At 59.9% G+C, this 22,603-nt stretch carries 21 protein-coding genes; all 21 read left to right on the top strand.

Features of this window, described 5'->3' with window-relative positions; all coding sequences use genetic code 11:
* The first annotated feature begins 262 nt into the window (after positions 1 to 262).
* The 21 genes from AUL36_RS10810 (at position 263) to AUL36_RS10710 (ending at position 22,472) form a co-directional block, all read left to right on the top strand.
* Complete coding sequence (locus AUL36_RS10810) at positions 263 to 628, top strand: NADH-quinone oxidoreductase subunit A (RefSeq protein WP_058598259.1); 366 nt, start codon at positions 263 to 265, stop codon at positions 626 to 628.
* Positions 619 to 1,176: a NuoB/complex I 20 kDa subunit family protein gene (locus AUL36_RS10805; RefSeq protein ID WP_058598260.1), complete on the top strand. Its 558-nt coding sequence runs from the start codon at positions 619 to 621 to the stop codon at positions 1,174 to 1,176. The genes AUL36_RS10810 and AUL36_RS10805 overlap by 10 nt, the downstream gene beginning before the upstream one ends.
* A 1-nt stretch (position 1,177) precedes the next feature.
* Positions 1,178 to 1,777 (top strand): NADH-quinone oxidoreductase subunit C, encoded by a 600-nt coding sequence (locus tag AUL36_RS10800; RefSeq protein WP_062220392.1) that lies wholly within the window; start codon positions 1,178 to 1,180, stop codon positions 1,775 to 1,777.
* 38 nt (positions 1,778 to 1,815) lie between these two features.
* A complete protein-coding gene (locus tag AUL36_RS24455; protein WP_210168852.1) occupies positions 1,816 to 2,214 on the top strand; it encodes a GFA family protein in 399 nt (132 codons plus the stop codon).
* A 2-nt stretch (positions 2,215 to 2,216) separates the two neighbouring features.
* Entirely contained in the window at positions 2,217 to 3,407 is a 1,191-nt protein-coding gene (locus AUL36_RS10790; protein WP_058598263.1) for an NADH-quinone oxidoreductase subunit D, read from the top strand.
* A 151-nt stretch (positions 3,408 to 3,558) separates the two neighbouring features.
* Entirely contained in the window at positions 3,559 to 4,740 is a 1,182-nt protein-coding gene (gene nuoE, locus AUL36_RS10785; RefSeq protein ID WP_062220388.1) for an NADH-quinone oxidoreductase subunit NuoE, read from the top strand.
* A gap of 17 nt (positions 4,741 to 4,757) precedes the next feature.
* The gene (nuoF, locus tag AUL36_RS10780; RefSeq protein WP_058598265.1) at positions 4,758 to 6,065 is read left to right on the top strand and encodes an NADH-quinone oxidoreductase subunit NuoF; all 1,308 of its coding nucleotides are present in this window, start codon (positions 4,758 to 4,760) and stop codon (positions 6,063 to 6,065) included.
* Between the two features lie 69 nt (positions 6,066 to 6,134).
* Complete coding sequence (gene nuoG / locus AUL36_RS10775; protein ID WP_062220386.1) at positions 6,135 to 8,210, top strand: NADH-quinone oxidoreductase subunit NuoG; 2,076 nt, start codon at positions 6,135 to 6,137, stop codon at positions 8,208 to 8,210.
* Positions 8,211 to 8,224: 14 nt separating this feature from the next.
* A complete protein-coding gene (nuoH, locus tag AUL36_RS10770) occupies positions 8,225 to 9,271 on the top strand; it encodes an NADH-quinone oxidoreductase subunit NuoH (protein ID WP_058633524.1) in 1,047 nt (348 codons plus the stop codon).
* A 109-nt stretch (positions 9,272 to 9,380) separates the two neighbouring features.
* Positions 9,381 to 9,872: an NADH-quinone oxidoreductase subunit NuoI gene (gene nuoI, locus AUL36_RS10765; RefSeq protein ID WP_058598268.1), complete on the top strand. Its 492-nt coding sequence runs from the start codon at positions 9,381 to 9,383 to the stop codon at positions 9,870 to 9,872.
* A 109-nt stretch (positions 9,873 to 9,981) separates the two neighbouring features.
* Positions 9,982 to 10,596 carry an NADH-quinone oxidoreductase subunit J gene (locus AUL36_RS10760; protein ID WP_058598269.1) on the top strand — a complete coding sequence of 205 codons (615 nt, stop codon included), beginning with the start codon at positions 9,982 to 9,984 and terminating at the stop codon, positions 10,594 to 10,596.
* Between the two features lie 23 nt (positions 10,597 to 10,619).
* Entirely contained in the window at positions 10,620 to 10,928 is a 309-nt protein-coding gene (gene nuoK / locus AUL36_RS10755) for an NADH-quinone oxidoreductase subunit NuoK (protein ID WP_058598270.1), read from the top strand.
* Positions 10,929 to 10,936: 8 nt separating this feature from the next.
* Entirely contained in the window at positions 10,937 to 12,913 is a 1,977-nt protein-coding gene (gene nuoL, locus AUL36_RS10750) for an NADH-quinone oxidoreductase subunit L (RefSeq protein WP_062220385.1), read from the top strand.
* Positions 12,913 to 14,421 (top strand): NADH-quinone oxidoreductase subunit M, encoded by a 1,509-nt coding sequence (locus AUL36_RS10745; protein ID WP_062220383.1) that lies wholly within the window; start codon positions 12,913 to 12,915, stop codon positions 14,419 to 14,421. The genes nuoL and AUL36_RS10745 overlap by 1 nt, the downstream gene beginning before the upstream one ends.
* A 21-nt stretch (positions 14,422 to 14,442) precedes the next feature.
* Positions 14,443 to 15,891 carry an NADH-quinone oxidoreductase subunit NuoN gene (nuoN, locus tag AUL36_RS10740; protein WP_062220381.1) on the top strand — a complete coding sequence of 483 codons (1,449 nt, stop codon included), beginning with the start codon at positions 14,443 to 14,445 and terminating at the stop codon, positions 15,889 to 15,891.
* 3 nt (positions 15,892 to 15,894) lie between these two features.
* Positions 15,895 to 16,671 (top strand): biotin--[acetyl-CoA-carboxylase] ligase, encoded by a 777-nt coding sequence (locus AUL36_RS10735; protein WP_062220379.1) that lies wholly within the window; start codon positions 15,895 to 15,897, stop codon positions 16,669 to 16,671.
* Between the two features lie 117 nt (positions 16,672 to 16,788).
* Positions 16,789 to 18,399 carry a ribonuclease J gene (locus AUL36_RS10730; RefSeq protein WP_244497101.1) on the top strand — a complete coding sequence of 537 codons (1,611 nt, stop codon included), beginning with the start codon at positions 16,789 to 16,791 and terminating at the stop codon, positions 18,397 to 18,399.
* A 37-nt stretch (positions 18,400 to 18,436) separates the two neighbouring features.
* Positions 18,437 to 18,703: a DUF1467 family protein gene (locus AUL36_RS10725; RefSeq protein WP_058598276.1), complete on the top strand. Its 267-nt coding sequence runs from the start codon at positions 18,437 to 18,439 to the stop codon at positions 18,701 to 18,703.
* Between the two features lie 445 nt (positions 18,704 to 19,148).
* On the top strand, positions 19,149 to 20,471 hold the full coding sequence (proS, locus tag AUL36_RS10720) for a proline--tRNA ligase (RefSeq protein ID WP_062220375.1): 1,323 nt from the start codon (positions 19,149 to 19,151) through the stop codon (positions 20,469 to 20,471).
* A 55-nt stretch (positions 20,472 to 20,526) separates the two neighbouring features.
* A complete protein-coding gene (locus AUL36_RS10715; RefSeq protein ID WP_244493520.1) occupies positions 20,527 to 21,786 on the top strand; it encodes a lipoprotein-releasing ABC transporter permease subunit in 1,260 nt (419 codons plus the stop codon).
* Positions 21,783 to 22,472 (top strand): ABC transporter ATP-binding protein, encoded by a 690-nt coding sequence (locus AUL36_RS10710; protein WP_058598279.1) that lies wholly within the window; start codon positions 21,783 to 21,785, stop codon positions 22,470 to 22,472. Before AUL36_RS10715 ends, AUL36_RS10710 begins: the two co-directional genes overlap by 4 nt.
* Positions 22,473 to 22,603: the final 131 nt, after the last annotated feature.

Genomic DNA, 22,603 nt, shown 5'->3' with positions numbered 1-22,603 from the left:
TCTTCCCGCTACGCACTGCCCGACGGTTCGTTTCCGCTCCCTGACCGATGCCTTTCAAGCTTGCACGAAGTGGGTGCGCAGCGACGTTTGATGCCTTGCTTCTAGTTTGGGAAGGGTCTAATTCTCGCCTCGATTTGATGAGGCGGAAGCGGCTTCGAGATATTCGACGGCTTGGGCAACGTGGTTTTAACGCTGCTGAAAGTAGAGCTGCTTCAAGCTGTTATCTGGTCGCGACAGGGTCGCGATATGGAGAGTTAGGCTTGTGAACGAGCTCCTTGGTTCTTATCTCCCGATTGTGATTTTCGTTGGCGTCGCGCTGCTGATCGGTCTCGCCCTTCTGGTGTCGCCGTTCCTTCTTGCGTTCCGAGCGCCGGACGATGAGAAGCTCTCGGCGTACGAGTGCGGTTTCGATGCGTTCGATGATTCCCGAATGAAGTTCGACGTTCGATTCTATCTCGTGTCGATCCTGTTCATCATCTTCGACCTTGAGGTCGCATTCCTGTTCCCATGGGCTGCGTCCTTTGGCGAACTCGGCTGGGCCGGTCTTTGGTCTATGATGGTGTTCCTTGGCGTGCTGACCGTCGGCTTCGTCTACGAATGGAAGAAAGGTGCTTTGGAATGGGATTGAATCCCTCTTCCTCTTCGCTGGGGTCTCGCTCGAATCTCCAGGTCAGCCCCGCTGCTGATCCGTTCGTGGCCGATGTCAGCAGCGAGCTTGCCGATAAGGGCTTCATCGTCACGTCGACCGAAGACCTCATCCAATGGGCCCGCACGGGATCACTGATGTGGATGACGTTTGGTCTCGCGTGCTGCGCCGTCGAGATGATGCAAATGTCGATGCCGCGCTATGATGGCGAGCGCTTCGGCTTTGCTCCTCGCGCGTCGCCTCGCCAGTCCGATTTGATGATCGTGGCAGGAACGCTGACCAATAAGATGGCGCCCGCGCTGCGCAAGGTTTACGATCAGATGCCGGAGCCTCGGTATGTGATTTCCATGGGTTCTTGCGCGAATGGGGGTGGCTACTACCACTATTCGTACTCCGTCGTGCGCGGTTGCGACCGCGTGGTGCCGGTGGACGTTTATGTTCCTGGTTGCCCGCCGACCGCCGAAGCGCTGCTTTACGGCATGTTGCTGCTTCAGAAGAAGATTCGCCGTCTTGGAACAATCGAGCGCTGATATGAGTACAAGCGAGCTCTCCGATTTTCTGGGCGAAGCGTTGGGTGGGAAAATCGTCGACCGCAAACTCGCCTATGGTGAGTTGACGCTCGTAATTCGTCCCTCCGATGTTTTGGACGTTGTCACGCTTCTGCGCGACCATCCTCAATGTCAGTTCAAGAATTTCATTGATGTCGCAGGGGTCGATTACCCCAATCGGGTTGATCGGTTCGAAGTCGTTTATCACTTTCTCTCCCCGTATCTGAATCAGCGGATCCGTGTGAAGGTGACGACGAATGAGGATCGCCCTGTGCCGTCCATCACGGGGATCTTTCCGGGAGCAGATTGGTTCGAGCGGGAGGCCTACGACCTCTACGGGATCCTCTTCACCGGGCATCCGGATCTTCGTCGCATCCTGACGGATTATGGTTTTGAGGGGCATCCGCTTCGGAAGGATTTCCCTCTGACCGGCTTTGTCGAAGTGCATTACGACGAGGAGCGCAAGCAGGTGGTCTACGAGCCCGTCGAGCTGCGCCAGGAGTTCCGCAATTTCGATTTCCTGTCGCCTTGGGAGGGAACGGACTACGTTCTTCCGGGGGATGAGAAGGCAAAGGCGAATTGAGATGCCGTCGGGGCGAGAAGCTGAGGCGAGGGAGCGCCATGTTTTGCGCACTCCGCTTCGGAGCTCGCCCGACGAAACGTGCATTCGGCGTTCGTCATGGCGAGATGTGTCGCCGATGGGGTGGTTGTGATTTTACCGTCACCCCAGGCGAAAGCGTATCAAAGCTGACTCAGTCGGAGATGGTCGGTATCTATCCGTCGTCGAACGGCAGCGAGCGGCTGGTTTGCCGAGACGGTGGATCGAGCATCGCGTGGCGTCCTCGTGACGGTTTCCAACATGCCGAAGCCGTCCAGGCGTCGGATGATCTGAGCAGGTTCGTGTCTGCGGAAAAAGTCTTCGTGGACGCGAAACCCTCGATGTATGACCGCGCCTATCCTACGCATAAGCTGACGGGCGCCACCGCTATGGCGCAATCTGCAAACGAACAAGGGGCCTGACCGTGGCCGAGATCGACGTCCGAAACTTCAATATCAATTTCGGTCCGCAGCACCCGGCTGCGCACGGTGTGCTTCGCCTCGTTCTGGAATTGGACGGCGAAAACGTCGAGCGCGTCGATCCCCATATCGGGCTTCTGCATCGGGGCACCGAGAAACTGATCGAACAGAAGACATACCTGCAGGCCATCCCTTATTTCGATCGTCTCGATTATGTCGCGCCGATGAATCAGGAGCATGCCTTCTGTCTGGCGGTCGAGCGTCTGGCGGATGTCGAGGTCCCGATCCGGGGCCAGCTGATCCGTGTTCTGTACTGCGAAATCGGCCGTATCCTTTCGCATCTTCTGAACGTGACGACCCAAGCGATGGATGTCGGTGCGCTGACGCCGCCGCTCTGGGGTTTCGAAGAGCGCGAAAAGCTGATGGTCTTCTATGAGCGGGCAAGTGGTGCTCGTCTCCATGCGGCTTATTTCCGACCGGGTGGCGTCCATCAGGATCTGGACGCACGACTGGTCGATGACATCGGCGCGTGGTGCGATCCTTTCCTCAAGGCCCTTGCCGACATCGATGAGCTGCTGACCGAAAACCGGATCTTCAAGCAGCGTAACGTCGATATCGGCGTCGTATCGCTGGAAGACGCATTTGCGCTCGGTTTCACCGGTGTCATGGTTCGCGGCTCGGGCGCAGCATGGGATCTGCGCAAGTCGCAGCCCTACGAATGCTACGATCAGATGCAGTTCGACATTCCGATCGGCAAGAATGGGGATTGCTACGACCGCTATCTGATCCGCATGGAAGAGATGCGCCAGTCCACCGCGATCATGAAGCAGTGCATCGAGCGTCTGGCGGGCAGGGATCGTGTCGGCCCCGTCTCGTCGACGCAGGGCAAGGTCGTCCCGCCGAAACGTGGCGAGATGAAGCGTTCGATGGAAGCGCTTATCCATCATTTTAAGCTCTACACCGAAGGCTTCCACGTACCGGAAGGCGAGGTTTACGCGGCGGTCGAAGCCCCCAAGGGTGAATTCGGCGTCTATCTCGTCTCCGATGGAACGAACAAGCCCTATCGCTGCAAGATTCGCGCTCCAGGCTTCGCCCACCTTCAGGCTCTGGATTTCCTCTGCCGCAATCATATGCTCGCCGACGTCTCCGCGATCCTTGGATCGTGCGACATCGTTTTCGGCGAAGTCGACCGCTGAAACGAAGCGAGGCTTTCCGCAGCCTCGCTTCGCCCTTGCCGTCTAGCGTTCCAGCGCTCGCGTCCACGTGAAGTCGCTGGCCTTTTATGCATTCTATGTTAGAACGCGCCGCAACATAAGCATGTTGGAACCGTTCTGAAGTCGAGGTCCAATGTCTGTCCGACGCCTTGCGGAAGATGCCGTTCAACCCCAGAGCTTTGCGTTCTCGGATGAAAACGAACGGTGGGCTCTCGCAACTATCCAGAAATATCCGGAAGGCCGCCAGCAATCAGCGGTCATCCCGCTGCTGATGCGCGCTCAGGATCAGGAAGGCTGGGTGACCAAGGCGACGATCGAGCATGTCGCTGATCGCCTGCGCATGCCGATGATCCGCGTGTTGGAAGTCGCAACCTTCTACACCCAGTTTCAGCTGAAACCCGTCGGCACGCGCGCGCATGTTCAGGTCTGTGGGACGACGCCCTGTATGCTGCGCGGCGCGGAAGATCTGAAAGCTGTTTGTCGTAAGCATATTCACCCGGAGCCGCTCCACACGAACGCGAGCGGTACGCTTTCTTGGGAAGAGGTGGAGTGCCTTGGCGCGTGCGTCAATGCGCCCATGGTGATGATTTTCAAAGATACATACGAGGATCTGACGCCAGAGCGGCTCGAGCAGATCATTGATGCGTTCGCGACCGGTCAGGGTGGTCAGGTGAAGGTCGGTCCGCAGATCGACCGCCATCTGTCCGTACCAGTCGGCGGACTGACCACTCTGAATTCGTTCGAAGACGAAACGGCGTCGGACTCAATGGGTCCTGCGGCCGATAACACTCCGTCGGAAGGTGGCGCGTCGCCATCTCAATCCGGACGAGTCGATACGCATGCGGCCGAGACGGACCCGAGCCTTCAGACACCGGGAAAAGCGCCTACTGCAGCGTCTTCCTCGCCTAGCCAAGAGCACGAGAGCGACGACGCGGCTGAAATTCGAGAGGAGTCGGCTGACGGGTCGACTGGCGGCACACAGCGAGGCCCGACGGGACAGAAAGAGCGGGATGAGGCCGAGTTCGGTTCAGCCTCTGGCTCGACGTCGGGAAAGCCTCGTAGCGACGGGCCTTTGAGTTCCAAAGGTGTGGCGGCGGAGGACGCGGTCGTTTCCGACGCTCAACGCGTCCCCGGAGACGCTGCGATGCCAGGCATGACCAACGCAGATTTGTCCAATCGCGCTGCGTCGCCCTCCAACCGTTTAGAAGGCGAGCGTACCGAAACATCCGATACCGCGCCCAATCCGACGAGTGATCGTGGGGCATCGGGCAGCGAAAATCGCAGTGTCCCCGACACTGGCGAAAGCAAGCGCTGAGAAGCGGAGAGGCGAACATGCTGCAAGATCAGGATCGCATCTTCACCAATATCTACGGCCTTCGCGACAAGAGCTTAAAGGGTGCGATGCGACGCGGCCATTTCGATGGCACGGACGAGATCATCGCCAAGGGGCGCGACTGGATCATCAACGAGATGAAGGCGTCCGGCCTTCGCGGACGTGGTGGTGCCGGCTTCCCGACCGGTCTCAAATGGTCCTTCATGCCAAAAGAGGTCGGTGATCGGCCGCATTATCTCGTCGTGAATGCCGACGAGTCCGAGCCCGGTACGTGCAAGGACCGCGAAATCCTCCGCAACGACCCATTCACGCTGATTGAGGGCTGCATCATCGCGAGCTTCGCGATGGGGGCTCACGCGGCTTACATCTATGTCCGTGGCGAGTACGTTCGTGAGCGCGAAGCCCTGCAGCGTGCGATCGATGAATGCTACGATGCTGGTCTGCTCGGTCGAGATAACAAGTGCGGCTGGGATATGGACGTGTTTGTCCATCACGGTGCCGGCGCTTATATCTGCGGCGAAGAGACAGCTCTGCTCGAAAGCCTCGAAGGCAAGAAGGGCCAGCCGCGCCTGAAGCCTCCGTTCCCCGCCAATATGGGTCTTTACGGATGCCCGACCACCGTTAACAACGTTGAGTCTATCGCTGTTGCTCCGACGATTCTGCGTCGGGGCGGTGCCTGGTTCGCGGGCTTCGGTCGCCCGAACAACACGGGCACTAAGCTGTTTTCTATATCCGGCCACGTCAACCAGCCGTGCACCGTCGAAGAGACGATGGGCATCTCGTTCCGCGAACTGATCGACCGCCATTGCGGTGGCGTTCGCGGCGGATATGACAATCTGCTGGCGGTCATTCCCGGCGGTTCGTCTTGCCCACTCGTGCCAGGCGAGCAAATGGTTGACGCGCTCATGGACTTCGACGGCATGCGCGAAGTCAAGTCGTCCTTCGGGACTGCCGCCGTGATCGTCATGGACAAGTCGACGGACATTGTCCGCGCGATCGCTCGTCTTGCTTACTTCTACAAGCACGAGAGCTGCGGTCAGTGCACGCCCTGCCGCGAAGGTACGGGCTGGATGTGGCGCGTTATGGAGCGCATGGTGGTCGGCAACGCCCATAAGCGCGAAATCGATATGCTTCTCGACGTCACCAAGCAGGTCGAAGGTCATACGATTTGTGCGCTTGGCGATGCCGCGGCATGGCCGATTCAGGGGCTCGTTCGGCATTTCCGCCCTGAAATCGAGCGGCGGATCGACGAGTTTTCACGCAACGCCGATAAGGATCGGCCCGCAGTCCTGCAGGCTGCGGAATAATCGATCGACGCGAAGCGGGGCAGGGCGCCGGCAGAGCTGGGAACGGCCGCCGGAACTGAGAAAAGTCAGATGGCAAAGATCAAAGTCGACGGAAACGAGATCGAAGTCCCGGATCACTACACGCTGCTCCAGGCAGCGGAGGAGGCTGGCGCTGAGGTTCCCCGCTTCTGCTTCCACGAGCGACTGTCGGTCGCCGGCAATTGTCGGATGTGCCTCGTTGAGGTGAAGGGCGGCCCGCCGAAGCCGGCGGCGTCTTGCGCCATGGGCGTTCGTGATCTTCGTCCCGGACCTAATGGCGAGGCGCCCGAAATCTTCACCAACACGCCGATGGTGAAAAAGGCGCGTGAAGGGGTGATGGAGTTCCTCCTCATCAACCATCCGCTCGACTGCCCCATCTGCGATCAGGGCGGCGAATGCGATCTGCAAGACCAGGCCATGGCCTTCGGTGTGGATTCGTCCCGCTACACCGAAAACAAGCGCGCCGTCGAAGACAAATATATCGGCCCCCTCGTCAAGACGATTATGACGCGCTGCATCCACTGCACGCGCTGCGTTCGCTTCACGACGGAAGTGGCGGGCATCTCGGAGTTGGGCTTGATCGGGCGCGGTGAAGACGCCGAGATCACGACCTATCTCGAGCAGGCGATGACGTCCGAACTTCAGGGCAACGTGATCGATCTCTGCCCTGTCGGTGCGCTGACCTCTCGTCCCTACGCGTTCCAGGCCCGTCCTTGGGAACTGACCAAGACGGAAACCGTAGACGTCATGGACGCCGTCGGCTCGGCCATCCGCGTAGACACGCGGGGACGCGAAGTGATGCGTATTCTGCCGCGTACCAATGAGCTTGTGAACGAAGAATGGATCTCGGATAAGACACGCTTCGTTTGGGACGGTCTACGTACGCAGCGGCTTGATCGCCCCTACATTCGCAAGAATGGTCGTCTACAGCCGGCGAGCTGGTCGGAGGCATTCGACACGATCAAGGCTCGCTTGGCATCTGTCGACGGTTCCCGCATTGGGGCGATTGCCGGTGATCTGGCCAATGTCGAAGAGATGTGGGCGCTGAAGCGTCTGATGGGTCTCCTCGGATCGAACAATCTCGATTGCCGCCAGGATGGGTCCAAGATCGATCCGGCGGACGGGCGTTCTTCCTACCTCTTCAACACGACGATCGCGGGCATCGAAAACGCGGACGCGCTCCTGATCATTGGAGCCAATCCGCGGTTCGAAGCGCCTGTTCTGAACGCCCGCATCCGAAAGCGCTGGCGGCGCGGTGGTTTCCCGGTCGGCGTGATCGGCGAGCCGGTCGACTTACGCTATGCCGTAACGCATCTCGGGGCCGGCCCTCAGACGCTGGGCGAAATCGAGACCGTCAATCGGGACTTCTACGAGGCGCTCCGCAAGGCCGAGCGTCCCATGATCATACTGGGGCAGGGACCGCTTGCTGGGGCGAATGGCGCGGACGTTCTGAACTCGGTAGCGGCGCTGGCTCGCGAGATCGGAGCGGTAACCGAGGGCTGGAACGGCTTCAACATCCTCCACACCGCAGCCTCGCGCGTCGGTGGTTTGGACATCGGTTTCGTTCCGCGGGAGGGCGGCCTCGATGCCTCACGCATCGCTTCGGGCGGCGTCGAGGTCGTATTCAATCTTGGCGCGGACGAGATCGAAATCGCTCCTGGCGCTTTCGTGGTCTATATCGGAACGCATGGCGATCATGGCGCACACCGCGCGGACGTGATTCTACCGGGCGCGGCCTACACCGAGAAGGCCGGGACCTACGTCAATACGGAAGGCCGCGTGCAGTCTGGGAGCCGCGCTTCGTTCCCCCCGGGAGATGCCAAGGAAGATTGGGCCATCCTACGCGCCCTTTCGGCCGTGCTGAACAAGACGTTGCCGTTCGACTCGCTGGGTCAACTCCGTGCAGACCTTTTCGCTCAGGTTCCCCACCTGTCGATCGAAGAACTGTCGAACGTCGATGCGGCCGCCATTACGACACTGGCAGATCGGGCAGGGCCGCTCAGCGGAGACATTTTCCGTTCTCGGATTGGTGACTTCTATCTGACAAACCCCATCGCCCGAGCCTCGAAGGTGATGGCGGAGTGCTCTCGCCTCGCTCGCGGCGAGCAGCTTCAAGCGGCCGAGTAAGGAAGACGAGACACATGGACATCTTCACGTCCTATATCTGGCCGGCGCTGGTGATCCTGGGGCAGAGCCTTCTCTTCCTCGTGGTCCTACTGGTTCTGATCGCGTACATTCTGCTGGCTGACCGGAAGATTTGGGCGGCTGTCCAGATGCGGCGCGGCCCGAATGTGGTTGGGCCGTTCGGTCTGTTTCAATCCTTTGCCGACCTGCTCAAATTCGTTCTAAAGGAGCCGGTCATCCCGGCTTCGTCCGATAAGGTCGTCTTCCTCGTCGCCCCGCTTGTGGCGGTCACCTTGGCTCTCGCGACATTCGCCGTTGTTCCCGTTGCCGACGGTTGGGTCATCGCGAACATCAATCTCGGCATCCTTTACATCTTCGCCATCTCCTCGCTTGAGGTGTACGGCGTGATCATGGGCGGATGGGCTTCGAATTCGAAATACGCATTCCTCGGCGCACTCCGCTCGGCGGCGCAGATGGTTTCGTACGAAGTCTCGATCGGTTTCGTGATCGTCACGGTCTTGCTCTGCGTTGGTTCGCTGAACCTCACAGACATCGTGATCTCCCAGAACGATGGCTTGGGGACGATGTTGGGATTGCCGTCCAGCTTCCTGGACTGGCACTGGCTGTCGCTTTTCCCGATGTTCGTGATCTTTTTCATCTCGGCTCTGGCTGAAACCAACAGACCGCCGTTCGACCTTCCCGAGGCGGAGTCCGAACTCGTGGCCGGCTTCATGGTCGAGTATGGTTCGACCCCTTACATGATGTTCATGCTCGGCGAGTATGCTGCCATCACCCTGATGTGCTCGCTCATGACGATCCTGTTCCTTGGAGGATGGCTGCCGCCATTGGCCTTCGCGCCTTTCACTTGGGTTCCGGGCGTCATTTGGTTCCTGATCAAGGTCACATTCTGCTTCTTCCTGTTCGCGATGGTGAAGGCTTTCGTTCCCCGCTACCGCTACGATCAGTTGATGCGACTGGGCTGGAAGGTCTTCCTTCCGATCTCGCTGGCAATGGTGGTGATCGTCGCCTTCGTTCTTCAGTTGACCGGTTGGGCTCAGGCCTGATCTTGCGCGGGCGGCGTCGTAGCCGCCTCTCCATCATGCGCAAGGCCCGCACGGCGCAGGGGTGAGGGCCGGCCCCATTTCTCTCCGAATCCCGGAGGCAAGGTTTAAGATGAGCGCTCTGACGCAGACTATCCGATCGCTGTTCCTGCTGGAGTTCCTGGCGGCTTTCCGTCTTTCGATGCGCTATTTTTTCGCGCCGAAATCGACCGTCAACTATCCTTTCGAGAAGGGGCCTGTAAGTCCGCGCTTCCGCGGCGAGCATGCGCTGCGTCGGTATCCGAACGGGCAGGAACGCTGCATTGCCTGCAAACTCTGCGAGGCGATCTGCCCTGCGCAGGCCATCACAATCGAAGCCGGACCGCGCCGAAACGACGGAACACGTCGAACGGTTCGATATGACATCGATATGGTGAAGTGCATCTACTGCGGCTTCTGCCAGGAAGCCTGCCCCGTCGACGCGATCGTTGAAGGTCCGAATTTCGAGTTTTCGACCGAGACACGTGAAGAGCTCTACTACGACAAGGAAAAGCTGCTCGCGAACGGCGATCGCTGGGAACGCGAGATCGCTCGCAATATCGCTCTCGATGCGCCGTACCGTTAATCGTTAGAGGTTGTCGCCTGCGACATCCGGGGATCCAACCGAGGCGGCGAGGGACGTTTACGATCCTCGTGCGCCGTTGAACCGCACCTTTTTGGGGGAGCCCGCCACGATGGGCCTACAGTCGTTTTTCTTCTACCTCTTCGCCATTGTCAGCGTCGGTTCGGCGCTCATGGTCGTTGTTTCCCGAAATCCGGTTCACTCGGTCCTGTTTCTCATTCTCACCTTCGTGGCGTCCGCTGGTCTGTTCCTTCTGACCGGGGCGGAGTTTCTCGCGCTGATCCTGATTGTCGTTTATGTCGGCGCCGTCGCGATCCTCTTCCTGTTTGTCGTGATGATGCTGGACCTGGACTTCGGGCGAATGAAGCAGGGCGCGCTGAAATACGCGCCGATTGGTGCGATCATCGGGCTTGTTCTACTGGCGCAGTTGATCATCGCCGTCTCGGGCGGTTACTTCCAGCCCACGCCGAGCGCCGGAACGGTGCTTCCGACGCCTCCGCTCGAGACCATGTCGAACATCGAAGCCATCGGGCAGGTGCTCTACACGCGCTACGTCTTCTTCTTCCAGATGGCCGGTCTGGTTCTGTTTGTGGCCATGGTCGGTGCGATCGTCCTGACGCTGCGCCATAAGCCTGGCCTGAAGCGCCAATCCATCCCTCAGCAGGTCGCTCGCAATCCGGCGACGTCCATCGAGGTCGTCAAGGTCGAAACCGGTCGCGGTATCTGAGCGGGCTCCAAGGAATAGACATCATGGCCGTTGGTCTAGGACATTACCTTACGGTTGCCGCCATCCTTTTTGTGATCGGCGTCTTCGGCATCTTCATGAACCGGAAGAATATCATCACGATCCTCATGTCGGTCGAGCTGATCCTCCTTTCTGTGAATCTTAACCTCGTCGCGTTCTCAGGTTTCCTGAACGACCTCGCAGGCCAGATTTTCGCTTTGTTCATTCTGACCGTCGCAGCTGCTGAAGCGGCGATCGGTCTTGCAATTCTGGTCGTCTTCTTCCGCAACCGCGGCTCCATCGCGGTCGAAGACGTCAATACGATGAAAGGCTGAAGGCGAGGATGTATACCCTCATCGTTCTACTCCCGCTAATCGGCTTTCTGGTCGCGGGCCTCGCCGGCCCGACGATCGGGCATAAGGCGTCCGAGTACGCCACGACCGGCCTGCTTGTTCTGGCCGCAATCCTCTCCTGGATTGCGTTCATCTCGTTCGGATTCGGAAACGGCGAAACACTGCATGTCAACGTCCTGCACTGGATGCAGGCCGGTGCTCTGGATGTGTCTTGGGCTTTGCGCATCGATCGTCTGACTTTGGTCATGTTGGTCGTCGTGAACACGGTCTCGTCGCTCGTGCATATCTACTCGATCGGGTACATGCATCACGATGAATCCCGCTCGCGCTTCTTCGCCTATCTGTCGCTCTTTACCTTCGCCATGTTGACGCTGGTCACGGCCGACAACCTGGTTCAGATGTTCTTCGGATGGGAAGGGGTGGGTCTCGCTTCGTACTTGCTGATCGGCTTCTGGTACAAGAAGCCGTCCGCGAATGCCGCCGCTATGAAGGCGTTCGTCGTCAACCGCGTTGGCGATTTCGGCTTCCTGCTCGGCATTTTCGGTCTGTTCGTCGTGTTCGGCTCGGTCAGCTTCGAGACCATCTTCGCCGGCGCGCGACAGCTGGGCGAGAGTCTGGCCGGGGAGGCGGCAGGTAACGGAGAGGCCGTGCTGCACTTCGCCGGTTATTCGCTCAGTGCCGCCGGTGCGATGACCGCCATTTGTTTGCTTCTCTTCATGGGCGCTATGGGTAAGTCCGCCCAGATCGGCCTGCACACCTGGTTGCCCGATGCTATGGAAGGCCCGACCCCGGTCTCGGCTCTGATCCATGCGGCCACGATGGTGACGGCGGGCGTCTTCATGCTGGCACGTATGTCACCCGTTTTCGAACTCAGCCACTCCGCGCTGACCTTCGTTACGTTCATCGGCGCGACGACGGCCTTTTTCGCGGCGACGATCGGTCTTGTTCAGAACGACATCAAGCGCGTCATCGCCTATTCGACCTGTTCGCAGCTCGGCTACATGTTCGTAGCACTGGGTGTCGGCGCTTATGGCGCGGCCGTCTTTCATCTCTTTACCCACGCGTTCTTCAAGGCGCTCCTGTTCCTCGGTGCCGGTTCGGTGATCCATGCCGTGTCGGACGAGCAGGATATGCGCCGTATGGGTGGCCTGCGTCGTCACATTCCCATGACATACTGGATGATGATCGTCGGAACGCTCGCGCTGACGGGCTTCCCGTTCACGGCTGGCTACTATTCGAAGGACGCGATCATCGAGAGCGCGTTCGTGGGTGAGAACGCTTTCGCCATGTACGGTTACATCATGACCGTCATCGCGGCGCTGCTGACGAGCTTCTATTCCTGGCGTCTCATCTTCATGACGTTCCACGGCAAGCCTCGCGCATCGCATGAGGTCATGCACCATATCCATGAGTCGCCCCCGGTCATGCTCGTGCCGCTCTATGTCCTGGCGGCTGGGGCGCTGCTGGCGGGTATCGTTTTCTACCCGTTCTTCCTTGGGGAAGGATACGAAAGCTTCTGGCATACGGCGATCTTCACGGGACCAGAGAACCACGTGCTTCACGAAGCACACCACGTCTCCGCTCTGGTGGCCTACTCGCCGACCATCGCCATGGTGATCGGGTTCGTGCTGGCCTACATCATGTATATCCGCTCTCCGGAGAAGGCGGCGCAGCTCGCGGCCCGCAATCCGGGGCTCTACAAGTTCCTGCTCAACAAGTGGTATTTCGACGAGCTCTACGACTTCATCTTCGTTCAGAATGCAAAGCGCCTTGGGCGGTTCCTATGGAAGACCGGTGATACGAAGGTCATCGACGGTCTTGGCCCGAATGCCATTTCGGCCCGCGTCCTCGATGTGACCAGCCGCGTCGTCCAGATGCAGACGGGTTATCTTTATCACTACGCCTTCGCCATGTTGATCGGCGTCGCGGCGCTCGTCACCTTCATGATGTTCCGGGGAACCATCTGATGTCCGGTTGGCCGATCTTATCGACCGTCACGTTTCTCCCACTCGTCGGCGTTCTGATCATCCTCTTCACGCGCGACGACAGCGAGCTCGCGCGCCGAAACATCCGCAACGTCGCCCTCCTGGTGACGATCTTCAATTTCCTTCTCTCGCTTCTCATCTGGGTCGGCTTCGACAAGAGCAATGCCGGCTTCCAGATGGTGGAGCGCGTCGAGTGGCTGGAAGGCGGCATCTCCTATCATATGGGCGTGGACGGTATTTCCATGCTCTTCGTCATCCTGACGACCTTCCTGCTGCCGATCTGCATCCTGGCCAGCCGGGATTCCATCACCGTCCGGGTGAAGGAATATATGATGGCCTTTTTGGTACTGGAGACGCTGGTGATCGGCGTGTTCTGCGCGCTGGATATCGTTCTCTTCTACCTCTTCTTCGAAGGCTCCCTGATCCCGATGTTCCTCATCATCGGCGTCTGGGGGGGCAAGCGTCGCGTCTACGCGTCCTACAAGTTCTTCCTCTATACGTTCCTCGGCTCGGTCTTCATGCTCGTTGCCATCATGGCGATGTATTGGACGAGCGGTACGACCTCCATCCCTGAACTTCTCGCCTATCAATTCCCAGCCGGGATGCAGAACTGGCTCTGGTTCGCCTTCTTCGCGTCCTTCGCTGTCAAGATGCCGATGTGGCCTGTTCACACTTGGCTCCCCGACGCTCACGTCGAGGCGCCGACGGCGGGTTCGGTGATCCTGGCCGGCATCCTTCTGAAACTCGGCGGCTACGGATTCCTGCGCTTCTCGCTGCCGATGTTCCCGCTGGCGTCGGCGGAATTCGCTCCGCTCGTCTACACACTCTCCGTCGTCGCCATCATCTACACCTCGCTGGTGGCGCTCATGCAGGACGACATCAAGAAGCTGATTGCTTACTCATCCGTCGCTCACATGGGCTTCGTCACCATGGGCATCTTCGCCGCGAACGAACAGGGTGTGCAGGGCGCGATCTTCCAGATGCTATCGCACGGACTGATTTCCGGCGCTTTGTTCCTTTGCGTCGGCGTGGTTTACGACCGGATGCATACCCGCGAGATCTCGGCCTATGGTGGTCTGGTCAACCGGATGCCAGCCTATGCCGCGATGATGCTGCTCTTCACCATGGGCAATGTCGGTCTTCCGGGCACCAGCGGCTTCGTGGGCGAGTTCCTGACCTTGATGGGCGTGTTTCGCGTCAACTCCTGGGTCTCGATCTTCGCCGCGACGGGCGTCATCTTGTCCGCAGCCTATGCTTTGTGGCTCTACCGTCGCGTGATCCTCGGCAGCCTCGATAAGGAGAACCTGAAGGCGATCCTCGATCTGACGCCGCGAGAAAAGGTCCTGCTCTATCCGCTAGCTGTTCTGACGGTCTTCTTCGGCGTCTATCCGATGCCCGTCTTCAATGTGACCTCGGCGTCCGTCGAGCATCTCCTGGGCGGCTATACCGCTGCGCTGCAAGCTGCGGCCAGCGTCGCCTCCCTGCACTAACCGACCGGGGCTACACAAATCATGTTCTCCCAATTCGTGGCGCAAAGCCTCCCTATCGTCGGTCCTGAACTGATCCTGTCGGTCGGGGCGATGCTCCTTCTGATGATCGGCACGTTTCAAGGGGAGCGCAGCGGCGGTTTCGTCATGTCGCTGGCCGTCGGTCTGCTCGTCTTCGCGGCTGGCTGGCTCTGTTTCGTCACGCCGAACGGCGTGGCGTTCGGCGGGTCCATTATCCTCGATCCGTTCGCTCGCTTCATGAAGGTGCTGGTGCTGATCGCATCAGCTGCCGCTCTTCTCATGTCGAACGCCTTCGCAAAGCGGGAGCGCTTCGATAAGTTCGAGTTTCCCGTCCTGATCGTGCTTTGCACGGTCGGTATGCTGGTTATGGTCTCGGCCGGAGATCTGATCGCACTTTATATGGGCTTGGAGCTCCAGTCTCTGGCCATCTATGTCATTGCGGCGATTGCCCGTGACCACATCAAGTCGACGGAAGCCGGGCTGAAGTACTTCGTTCTCGGCGCGCTTTCGTCGGGCATGCTCCTGTACGGTGCCTCGCTCGTTTATGGCTTCACGGGGCAGATCGGCTTCCACGAAATCGCGATCGCCGTCGCGTCTCAAGAAACTCGCTCGACCGGTTTGCTGATTGGTCTGGTCTTCGTTCTGGCAGGCCTGGCATTCAAGATTTCGGCCGTGCCGTTCCATATGTGGACACCCGACGTGTACGAGGGCGCACCCACGCCGGTCACGGCTCTTCTGGCCGGCGCGCCGAAGGTCGCGGCAGTGGCCTTGCTGACCCGCCTCACGGTTCAAGGCTTCGGCCCGATGACGGCGGATTGGCAGCAGGTCATTATCTTCATTTCGATTGCTTCGATGCTGTTGGGCTCTTTCGCGGCGATCGGCCAGCGCAACATCAAGCGTCTGATGGCCTATTCCTCCATCGGCCACATGGGGTACGTTCTTGTCGGCCTTGCCGCAGGCAATGAGGCGGGCGTGCGCGGCGTTCTGATCTATATGGCGACTTATGTTGCTATGACGCTCGGTACGTTCGCTGTGATCCTGTCGATGCGTCGCCGCGACGAAATGATCGAAGACGTGTACGAGCTCGCCGGCTTGTCCCGCAGCAATCCGATCCTGGCTCTAGCCCTGACGACGCTGATGCTGTCGCTGGCAGGTCTGCCTCCGCTTCTCGGCTTCTGGGGCAAGTACTACGTCTTCGTCGCCGCTGTCGGCGCGGGACTGGTGCCCTTGGCAGTGATCGGCGTCGTCGCGTCGACGGTCGGCCTGTTCTACTACCTTCGCGTCGTGAAGGTCATGTGGTTCGACGAGCCTGTCGGTGGTTTCGAACCCATGGGTACCGAACTGAAGATCGTTCTGGGCGCCGCAACTCTGTTTGTCTTTCCGGCCTACATTTTCGTGGCAGGGCCAATGTTCGCTGCCGCCGCCAACGCGGCACGCGGCTTCTTTCTCTGATCGATGCGCCGAACCGGACCTTCGACGCGTCGCCATCTTGCTCTCGGGCAGGTCACTTCGACCAATACGATAGCCCTGGAGGCGGCGCGTTCAGGTGATCCGGGATCGCTTTGGATCACGGCTGAAAGTCAGTCGGCGGGACGAGGGCGGCGTGGCCGCCCTTGGTCGTCTCAGCAGGGCAATCTCTACGCGAGTCTCCTGTTGGTGGACCCCGCGCCCGTGCATGCGATGGGTCAAATTCCTCTCGTCATTGCGGTCGGTTTGCGGGATGGGCTGCTTAAACTGCCCGGTGCCGATCCCGCTGCGATCCGGATCAAATGGCCCAACGATCTTCTCATAGGTGGTGCCAAATGCGTTGGCATCCTGGTCGAGAGCGAGCGGACGCCTGACGGGCGTCAAGCCGTCGTCATTGGATTTGGCGTGAACGTCGCGTCCGCGCCCGAGGGTGGGCCGTATGCTGTGACGACGCTTTCCAAAGCCGGTATCGTCGCTGGCGTGCGTGATGTGTTCCTGTCCGTTGCTGCCGGAATCGAGGGCGCTCTGGACTTATGGCGCCAAGGCGCCCATTTTTCTGATATTCGCCTCCATTGGCTGTCGGGTGCGGCGGGGATCGGTGGTCCCTGTCGCGTCAATCTTCCCAATGAGACAATCGAAGGGCGTTTCGCCGATTTGGATTCCTCGGGTCGTCTGGTGCTGGATTTGCCGGACGGGACTCGACGCGAGGTGTCGGCTGGAGACGTCTTCTTACTGCCGCGCGACGATGCAGCGGCGGTGCTGTGAGTTTGCAGGTAACCCCTGCCTTTATGAAAGTCGGCGCCGCCTTGCGGCTTGTAGGAAAGTGATAGTGCATTGAACGAACTGGTATTCGTGCCGCTGGGCGGCATCGGCGAGATCGGTATGAATCTCGCCCTGTATGGCTATGGTCCCGCCGATAATCGCGAATGGATCGCGATCGATTGTGGCGTTTCCTTCGCCGGCCCTGAGATGCCGGGCGTCGATTTGATTCTGCCGGATACGACATTCCTGGAGTCCGAGCGCCACTCCCTAAAGGCGCTCATCATTACCCATGCGCACGAGGACCATTACGGGGCCGTTCTCGATCTCTGGCCACGTTTGAAGGCGCCGGTTTATGCAACGCCCTTCACGGCAGCGCTTCTCGCCGCAAAGCGTGAGGGCGAGCCGGGCGCACCCAAAGTTCCGGTCACCATTTTCAAGGCGGGGGATCGGTTCGATGTCGGTCCGTTCTCGATCGAAGCGATCAACGTGACGCATTCGATCCCCGAGCCCGTGGCCCTCGCGATCCGAACGCCGTTGGGTACGGTTCTGCATACGGGCGACTGGAAAATCGATCCGACACCCGGTTTGGGTCAGCCGACCGACGAGGCACGTCTGCGCGAAATCGGCGACGAGGGCGTGCTCGCGCTTGTCTGCGACTCGACCAATGCAATGCGCGAAGGCGAGTCGCCGAGCGAGAAGCAGGTCTCGGCGTCCTTGTCCGAGATCATTCAGGCGGCCAAGGGCCGCGTGGCTGTCACAACCTTCTCGTCCAACGTCGGCCGCATTCGCTCGATCGCGCAAGCGGCGGAAATCGCCGGTCGTCAGGTTCTGCTGATGGGCCGGTCCATGAAGCGCGTCGCCGATGTCGCGTCGGAACTTGGCTATCTCGAGTCGCTGGCACCCTTCGTGGGCGAGCAGGATTTCGGCTACATCCCGCGGGAAAAGGCTGTCATCGTTCTGACCGGTAGTCAGGGCGAGCCGAGGGCCGCTTTGTCGAAGCTCGCAAAGGACGAGCATCCCGCCGTCGCGCTGTCTCGTGACGACACGGTGATCTTTTCGTCGCGCAGCATTCCTGGGAACGAGAAGGCGATCAACGACATCAAGAACGCGTTGATCGAACGCGGGATCGTCGTGATCGAGGATCACGACAAGCTGGTTCACGTGTCGGGCCACCCGAGGCGTTCCGAGCTGCGCCGCATGTATGAATGGACGCGTCCGAAGATCGCCGTTCCCGCCCATGGCGAGCCAGCGCATCTCGTGGCACATGCCCAGCTCGCGAAGGATCTCGGCGTGCCCGATGTGGTTTCGCTGCGGAACGGGAAGATGGTGCGTCTTGCACCGGGGCCGGCCACCATTATCGATGAAGTGCCCGTCGGTCGGTTCTACAAGGACGGCTTCCTGATCGGCGGCACGAAGGAAATGGGCATCGACGAGCGCCGACGTCTGGCGTTCGCGGGACACGTTTCCGTTCTGGTCGAACTCAGCGCGAAGCTGGAACTGGACGTCGATCCCGAAATCGTTGCCATGGGCCTTCCCGAGCGCGATGAGAACGGCGACGAAATGGTCGAAATCCTGCTCGACGCCGCCGCTGGTGCGGTTGAGAGTATCCCTCGGGGCCGCCGCAAGGATGTCGAGCTCGTGCGCGAGGCCGTTCGTCGTGCTGTTCGCAGCGAGGCGCACGATGCATGGGGCAAGAAGCCGTCGGTGACGGTGTTCGTCGTCAAGGGCTGAGATTTTAAGCCCTAGAATACGTTGAGGAAGATATCAGATGAGCATCGTCACCTATGTTGCGATCTATTTCGTGATCTGGTGGACGGTGCTCTTCATCGTTCTGCCGATCGGCATGCGATCGCAAATCGACGATGGCGATATCGTTCTAGGCACGGCCCACAGCGCGCCGAGCCGGTTCAAGGTTGGGCAAGCGGCGCTCCGCACGACGCTTCTCGCCTTCGCGGTCTTCGCAGTCTTTTACCTCGTCACGGAGGTCTGGGGATACAGCATCGACATGATCCCCCATATCGTGCCGGGGACATAGGCGCGCTCTGACGGCTGGGCAATCAAAGCTGCCTGGCGGGAAAGCGCAGGCAAAAAAAATGCGAGGCCAAGCCCCGCATTTTAGATCACAAACCTGGACCTTGCATCGACCCTTGGGCCGAGGCTGCGCTTTAGCGCGCCGAAGGTCACGTCCTCCCAAACGCGGTCTGCGGAAGTATGCGTCGTTCGACGCTTTTTGATGGACCGAACTTAGACTCAAAATCGCGCTGCTGTCGAGTGCGAATGGCAGAAATGTGACGATTTCTTTCTCATCGCGCCTAGGACTTGAGCATGGCATGCCTCGAGCAAGCTTCGTGCTCGCCGGATACGATGCGATCCGGTTTGATGGACGGCCTGTCCTAGCTTCGCTTTGCATTCGGTGTTCGAGCCGTTAAGAAGCCGGGGTAGGGTATCCCGCCTCCTTTCTCGCCGAGCTTCGAGTTCTCATGCGTCTGTCTCGCTACTTTCTGCCGATCCTCAAGGAAACCCCGAAGGAAGCGGAGATCGTCTCGCACCGCCTCATGCTGCGCGCCGGAATGATCCGCCAGCAGGCGGCCGGGCTTTATTCCTGGCTGCCGCTCGGTAAGCGTGTTCTGGACAAGGTCTCACGTGTCATTCGCGAAGAGCAGGACCGCTCTGGCGCGATAGAGATGCTGATGCCGACGATTCAGTCGGCCGATCTCTGGCGCGAGAGCGGGCGGTACGACGATTACGGCAGGGAGATGCTGCGAATCGAGGACCGCCACGAGCGGGAGCTTTTGTTCGGTCCGACGAACGAAGAGATGATCACCGACATTTTCCGCTCCTATGTCCGCTCCTACAAGGACCTGCCGCTCAACCTCTACCATATTCAGTGGAAGTTCCGCGACGAGGTGCGTCCGCGCTTCGGCGTCATGCGCTCACGCGAATTTCTGATGAAGGACGCTTATTCGTTCGACATCGATTACGAGTCCTCGAAGACGGCCTATGACCGGATGTTCGTAGCCTATCTGCGCACCTTCGAGCGCATGGGTTTGAAGGCCATCCCCATGCGCGCCGATACAGGCCCGATCGGCGGCAAGCTCAGCCACGAATTTATTATCCTGGCCTCAACGGGCGAGAGCGAAGTGTTCTGCCATCGGGATTATCTCGATATGGCCGCGCCTGGTGAAGGCGTCGATTTCACCGATGCCGCTGCTCTCGCCGACATCGTGAACACTTGGACCACGCCGTACGCGGCGACTGAAGAGATGCACGACGAAGCCGCTTGGAACGCGGTTCCCGAGGGCGAGAGGGTCGCAGCCCGAGGCATCGAAGTCGGGCACATCTTCCATTTCGGTACGAAATATTCCGAGCCGATGAAAGCCTATGTCACTGGGCCTGATGGGAAGGACGTGCCCGTTTTCATGGGTTCCTACGGTATCGGCCCGAGCCGGTTGATCGCGGCCATCATCGAAGCGTCTCACGACGAGAACGGTATCATCTGGCCGAAGGGCGTTGCGCCCTTCGATGTCGGTCTCATCAATATGAAGCCGGGCGACGCCGAATGCGATGCGGTCTGCGAGCGTCTTTATGCCGAGCTGCAGGCAGCGGGGCAGGACGTCCTTTACGACGACCAGGACACGCGAGCGGGCGCGAAATTCGCAACGATGGACCTGATAGGCCTGCCAGTGCAGATCATTGTCGGGCCGCGCGGTGCCAAAGCCGGCGAGGTCGAATTGAAGCTGCGCGCCGGTGGCGAGCGCGAGACGCTGCCCGTTGGCGACGTCCTGCGTCGTCTCTCGGCTTGACCATCGGCACCCGATGACGGTCGGTCCCGCAGCCGGCATCGCTCCGGAGCCCTTCATGAAGACCAAGCCTTTCTCGCGCTTCGAATGGATGATCGCGGGCCGGTATCTCCGGTCACGTCGGCGAGACGCGGGTGTCTCCGTTATCGCCGGCTTCTCCTTCGTGGGCATCATGCTGGGCGTGGCGGCGCTGATCATCGTCATGTCGGTGATGAATGGATTTCGAGGGGAGTTGCTGACGCGCATTCTGGGCGTCAACGGGCATGTCATCATGCAGCCCATGGATCAGCCGCTGACCGACTATGACGAGGTGGCCAAGCGCATCGCAGCTGTGCCCGGCGTCGCCTTCACCATGCCCTTGGTGCAAGGACAGGTTCTGGCAACGGGCACAAACAATGCCAGCACCGGCGCTCTGGTGAAAGGCGTTCGAGGCGCCGATCTTCTGCGGCTGAAGCCCATCGCGTCGAATATCAAACTCGGGACAATCGAGAATTTCGACACCAGCCAAGGCGTCGCGATCGGAAGCCGTCTGGCGGACTCGCTCGGGCTGCGCCTCGGCGACTCCATCACGCTCGTTTCGCCTGAGGGTGACGTGACGCCGCTGGGTGTCACGCCACGCGTCAAAGCCTATCCGATCGTCGCGATCTTCGAGATTGGTCTGTCGGAGTATGATGCCGCTTATGTCTATATGCCGCTCAACGAAGCGCAGCTCTTCTTCAATTCGGAAAACCAAGCGCAGTCGATCGAGATTTTCGTGAACGACCCCGACAAGGTGTCGGCCATGCAGGCGCAGATCGAGCAGGCGGCCGGACGGCCGAATTACACCATCACATGGCAGCGTCAGAACGAGAGCTTCTTTTCGGCTCTGGAGGTCGAGCGCAATGTCATGTTCATCATCCTGACCCTGATCGTTCTGGTCGCCGCGCTGAACATCATCTCCGGTCTCTTCATGCTGGTGAAGGACAAAGGCCGGGACATCGCGATCATGCGAACCATGGGGGCGACGCGTGGATCAATCATGCGCGTGTTCCTGATCACGGGCGCCTCGATCGGGATTTCGGGAACGCTGGCGGGCTTCGTTCTGGGTACGGTTTTCTGCCTGAATATCGAAAATCTCCGTCAGTTCTTTTCGTGGGTCTCGGGCACGACCTTGTTCAATCCCGAATTCTACTTCCTCAGCCGGCTGCCGGCGGAGATCGACGCCCGTGAGGTCGCGACCGTCGTGCTCATGGCGGTCGGTTTGTCCTTTCTCGCGACGATCTTCCCCTCGTGGCAGGCATCGAAGCTCGATCCCGTCGAGGCATTGCGTTACGAATGATGGATCAGGCTTCTCTACGACTGGAGCGCGTCGAACGCCATTTCGCGCAAGGGGACGCTCGTCTCACGATCCTGGATCAGGCGGACCTCGCGATCATGCCGGGCGAGATGGTGGCGCTTGTCGCACCGTCGGGCTCGGGTAAGTCCACACTTCTGCACATTGCCGGCTTGCTGGAGCGGCCAGACGCTGGGGACGTGGTCGTCAACGGGCAATCCTGCGGCGCGCTCGACGACGCCGGGCGCACGACTATGCGGCGCTCCGCCATCGGGTTCGTCTATCAGTTCCACCATCTCCTGCCGGAATTCTCGGCCCTGGAGAACGTCATGCTGCCCCAGATGATCGGCGGTCTTCGCCGGGATCTGGCGGCGGATCGGGCACGGGAACTGCTCGATTATATGCGGCTAGGCCATCGCACCAAACATCGCCCATCCGAACTCTCGGGCGGCGAGCAGCAGCGTGTCGCGATCGCCCGAGCGGTCGCCAACAATCCCTTTGTGCTTCTGGCGGACGAGCCGACCGGTAATCTCGATCCGACCACGTCGAACTATGTGTTCGACGCCATGACCGCGCTGGTACGCCAGTCCGGCGTGGCAGCGCTGATCGCGACACACAATCACGATTTGGCTCGTCGAATGGACCGCGCCGTGACGCTGTCCGAAGGGAAGATTCGGGATCATCGTCTCTGAGACAACAGGATCGTCGCCCAGCGAGGGGCGGCGGCTCCTGCATCATGCGGCAACTTGCCGAGCGATCCGATGCAGCGTTTTCGCATCCACGTAGTTAGACGGCCACATTCGAACCGTTACAGCTGCGATAG

Source organism: Aureimonas sp. D3 (assembly GCF_001463805.1).
Taxonomy (GTDB): Bacteria; Pseudomonadota; Alphaproteobacteria; order Rhizobiales; family Rhizobiaceae; genus Aureimonas; species Aureimonas ureilytica_A.
The sequence above is the reverse complement of the archived record's forward strand: the minus strand, read 5'-3'. Positions and strand labels throughout refer to the sequence as shown.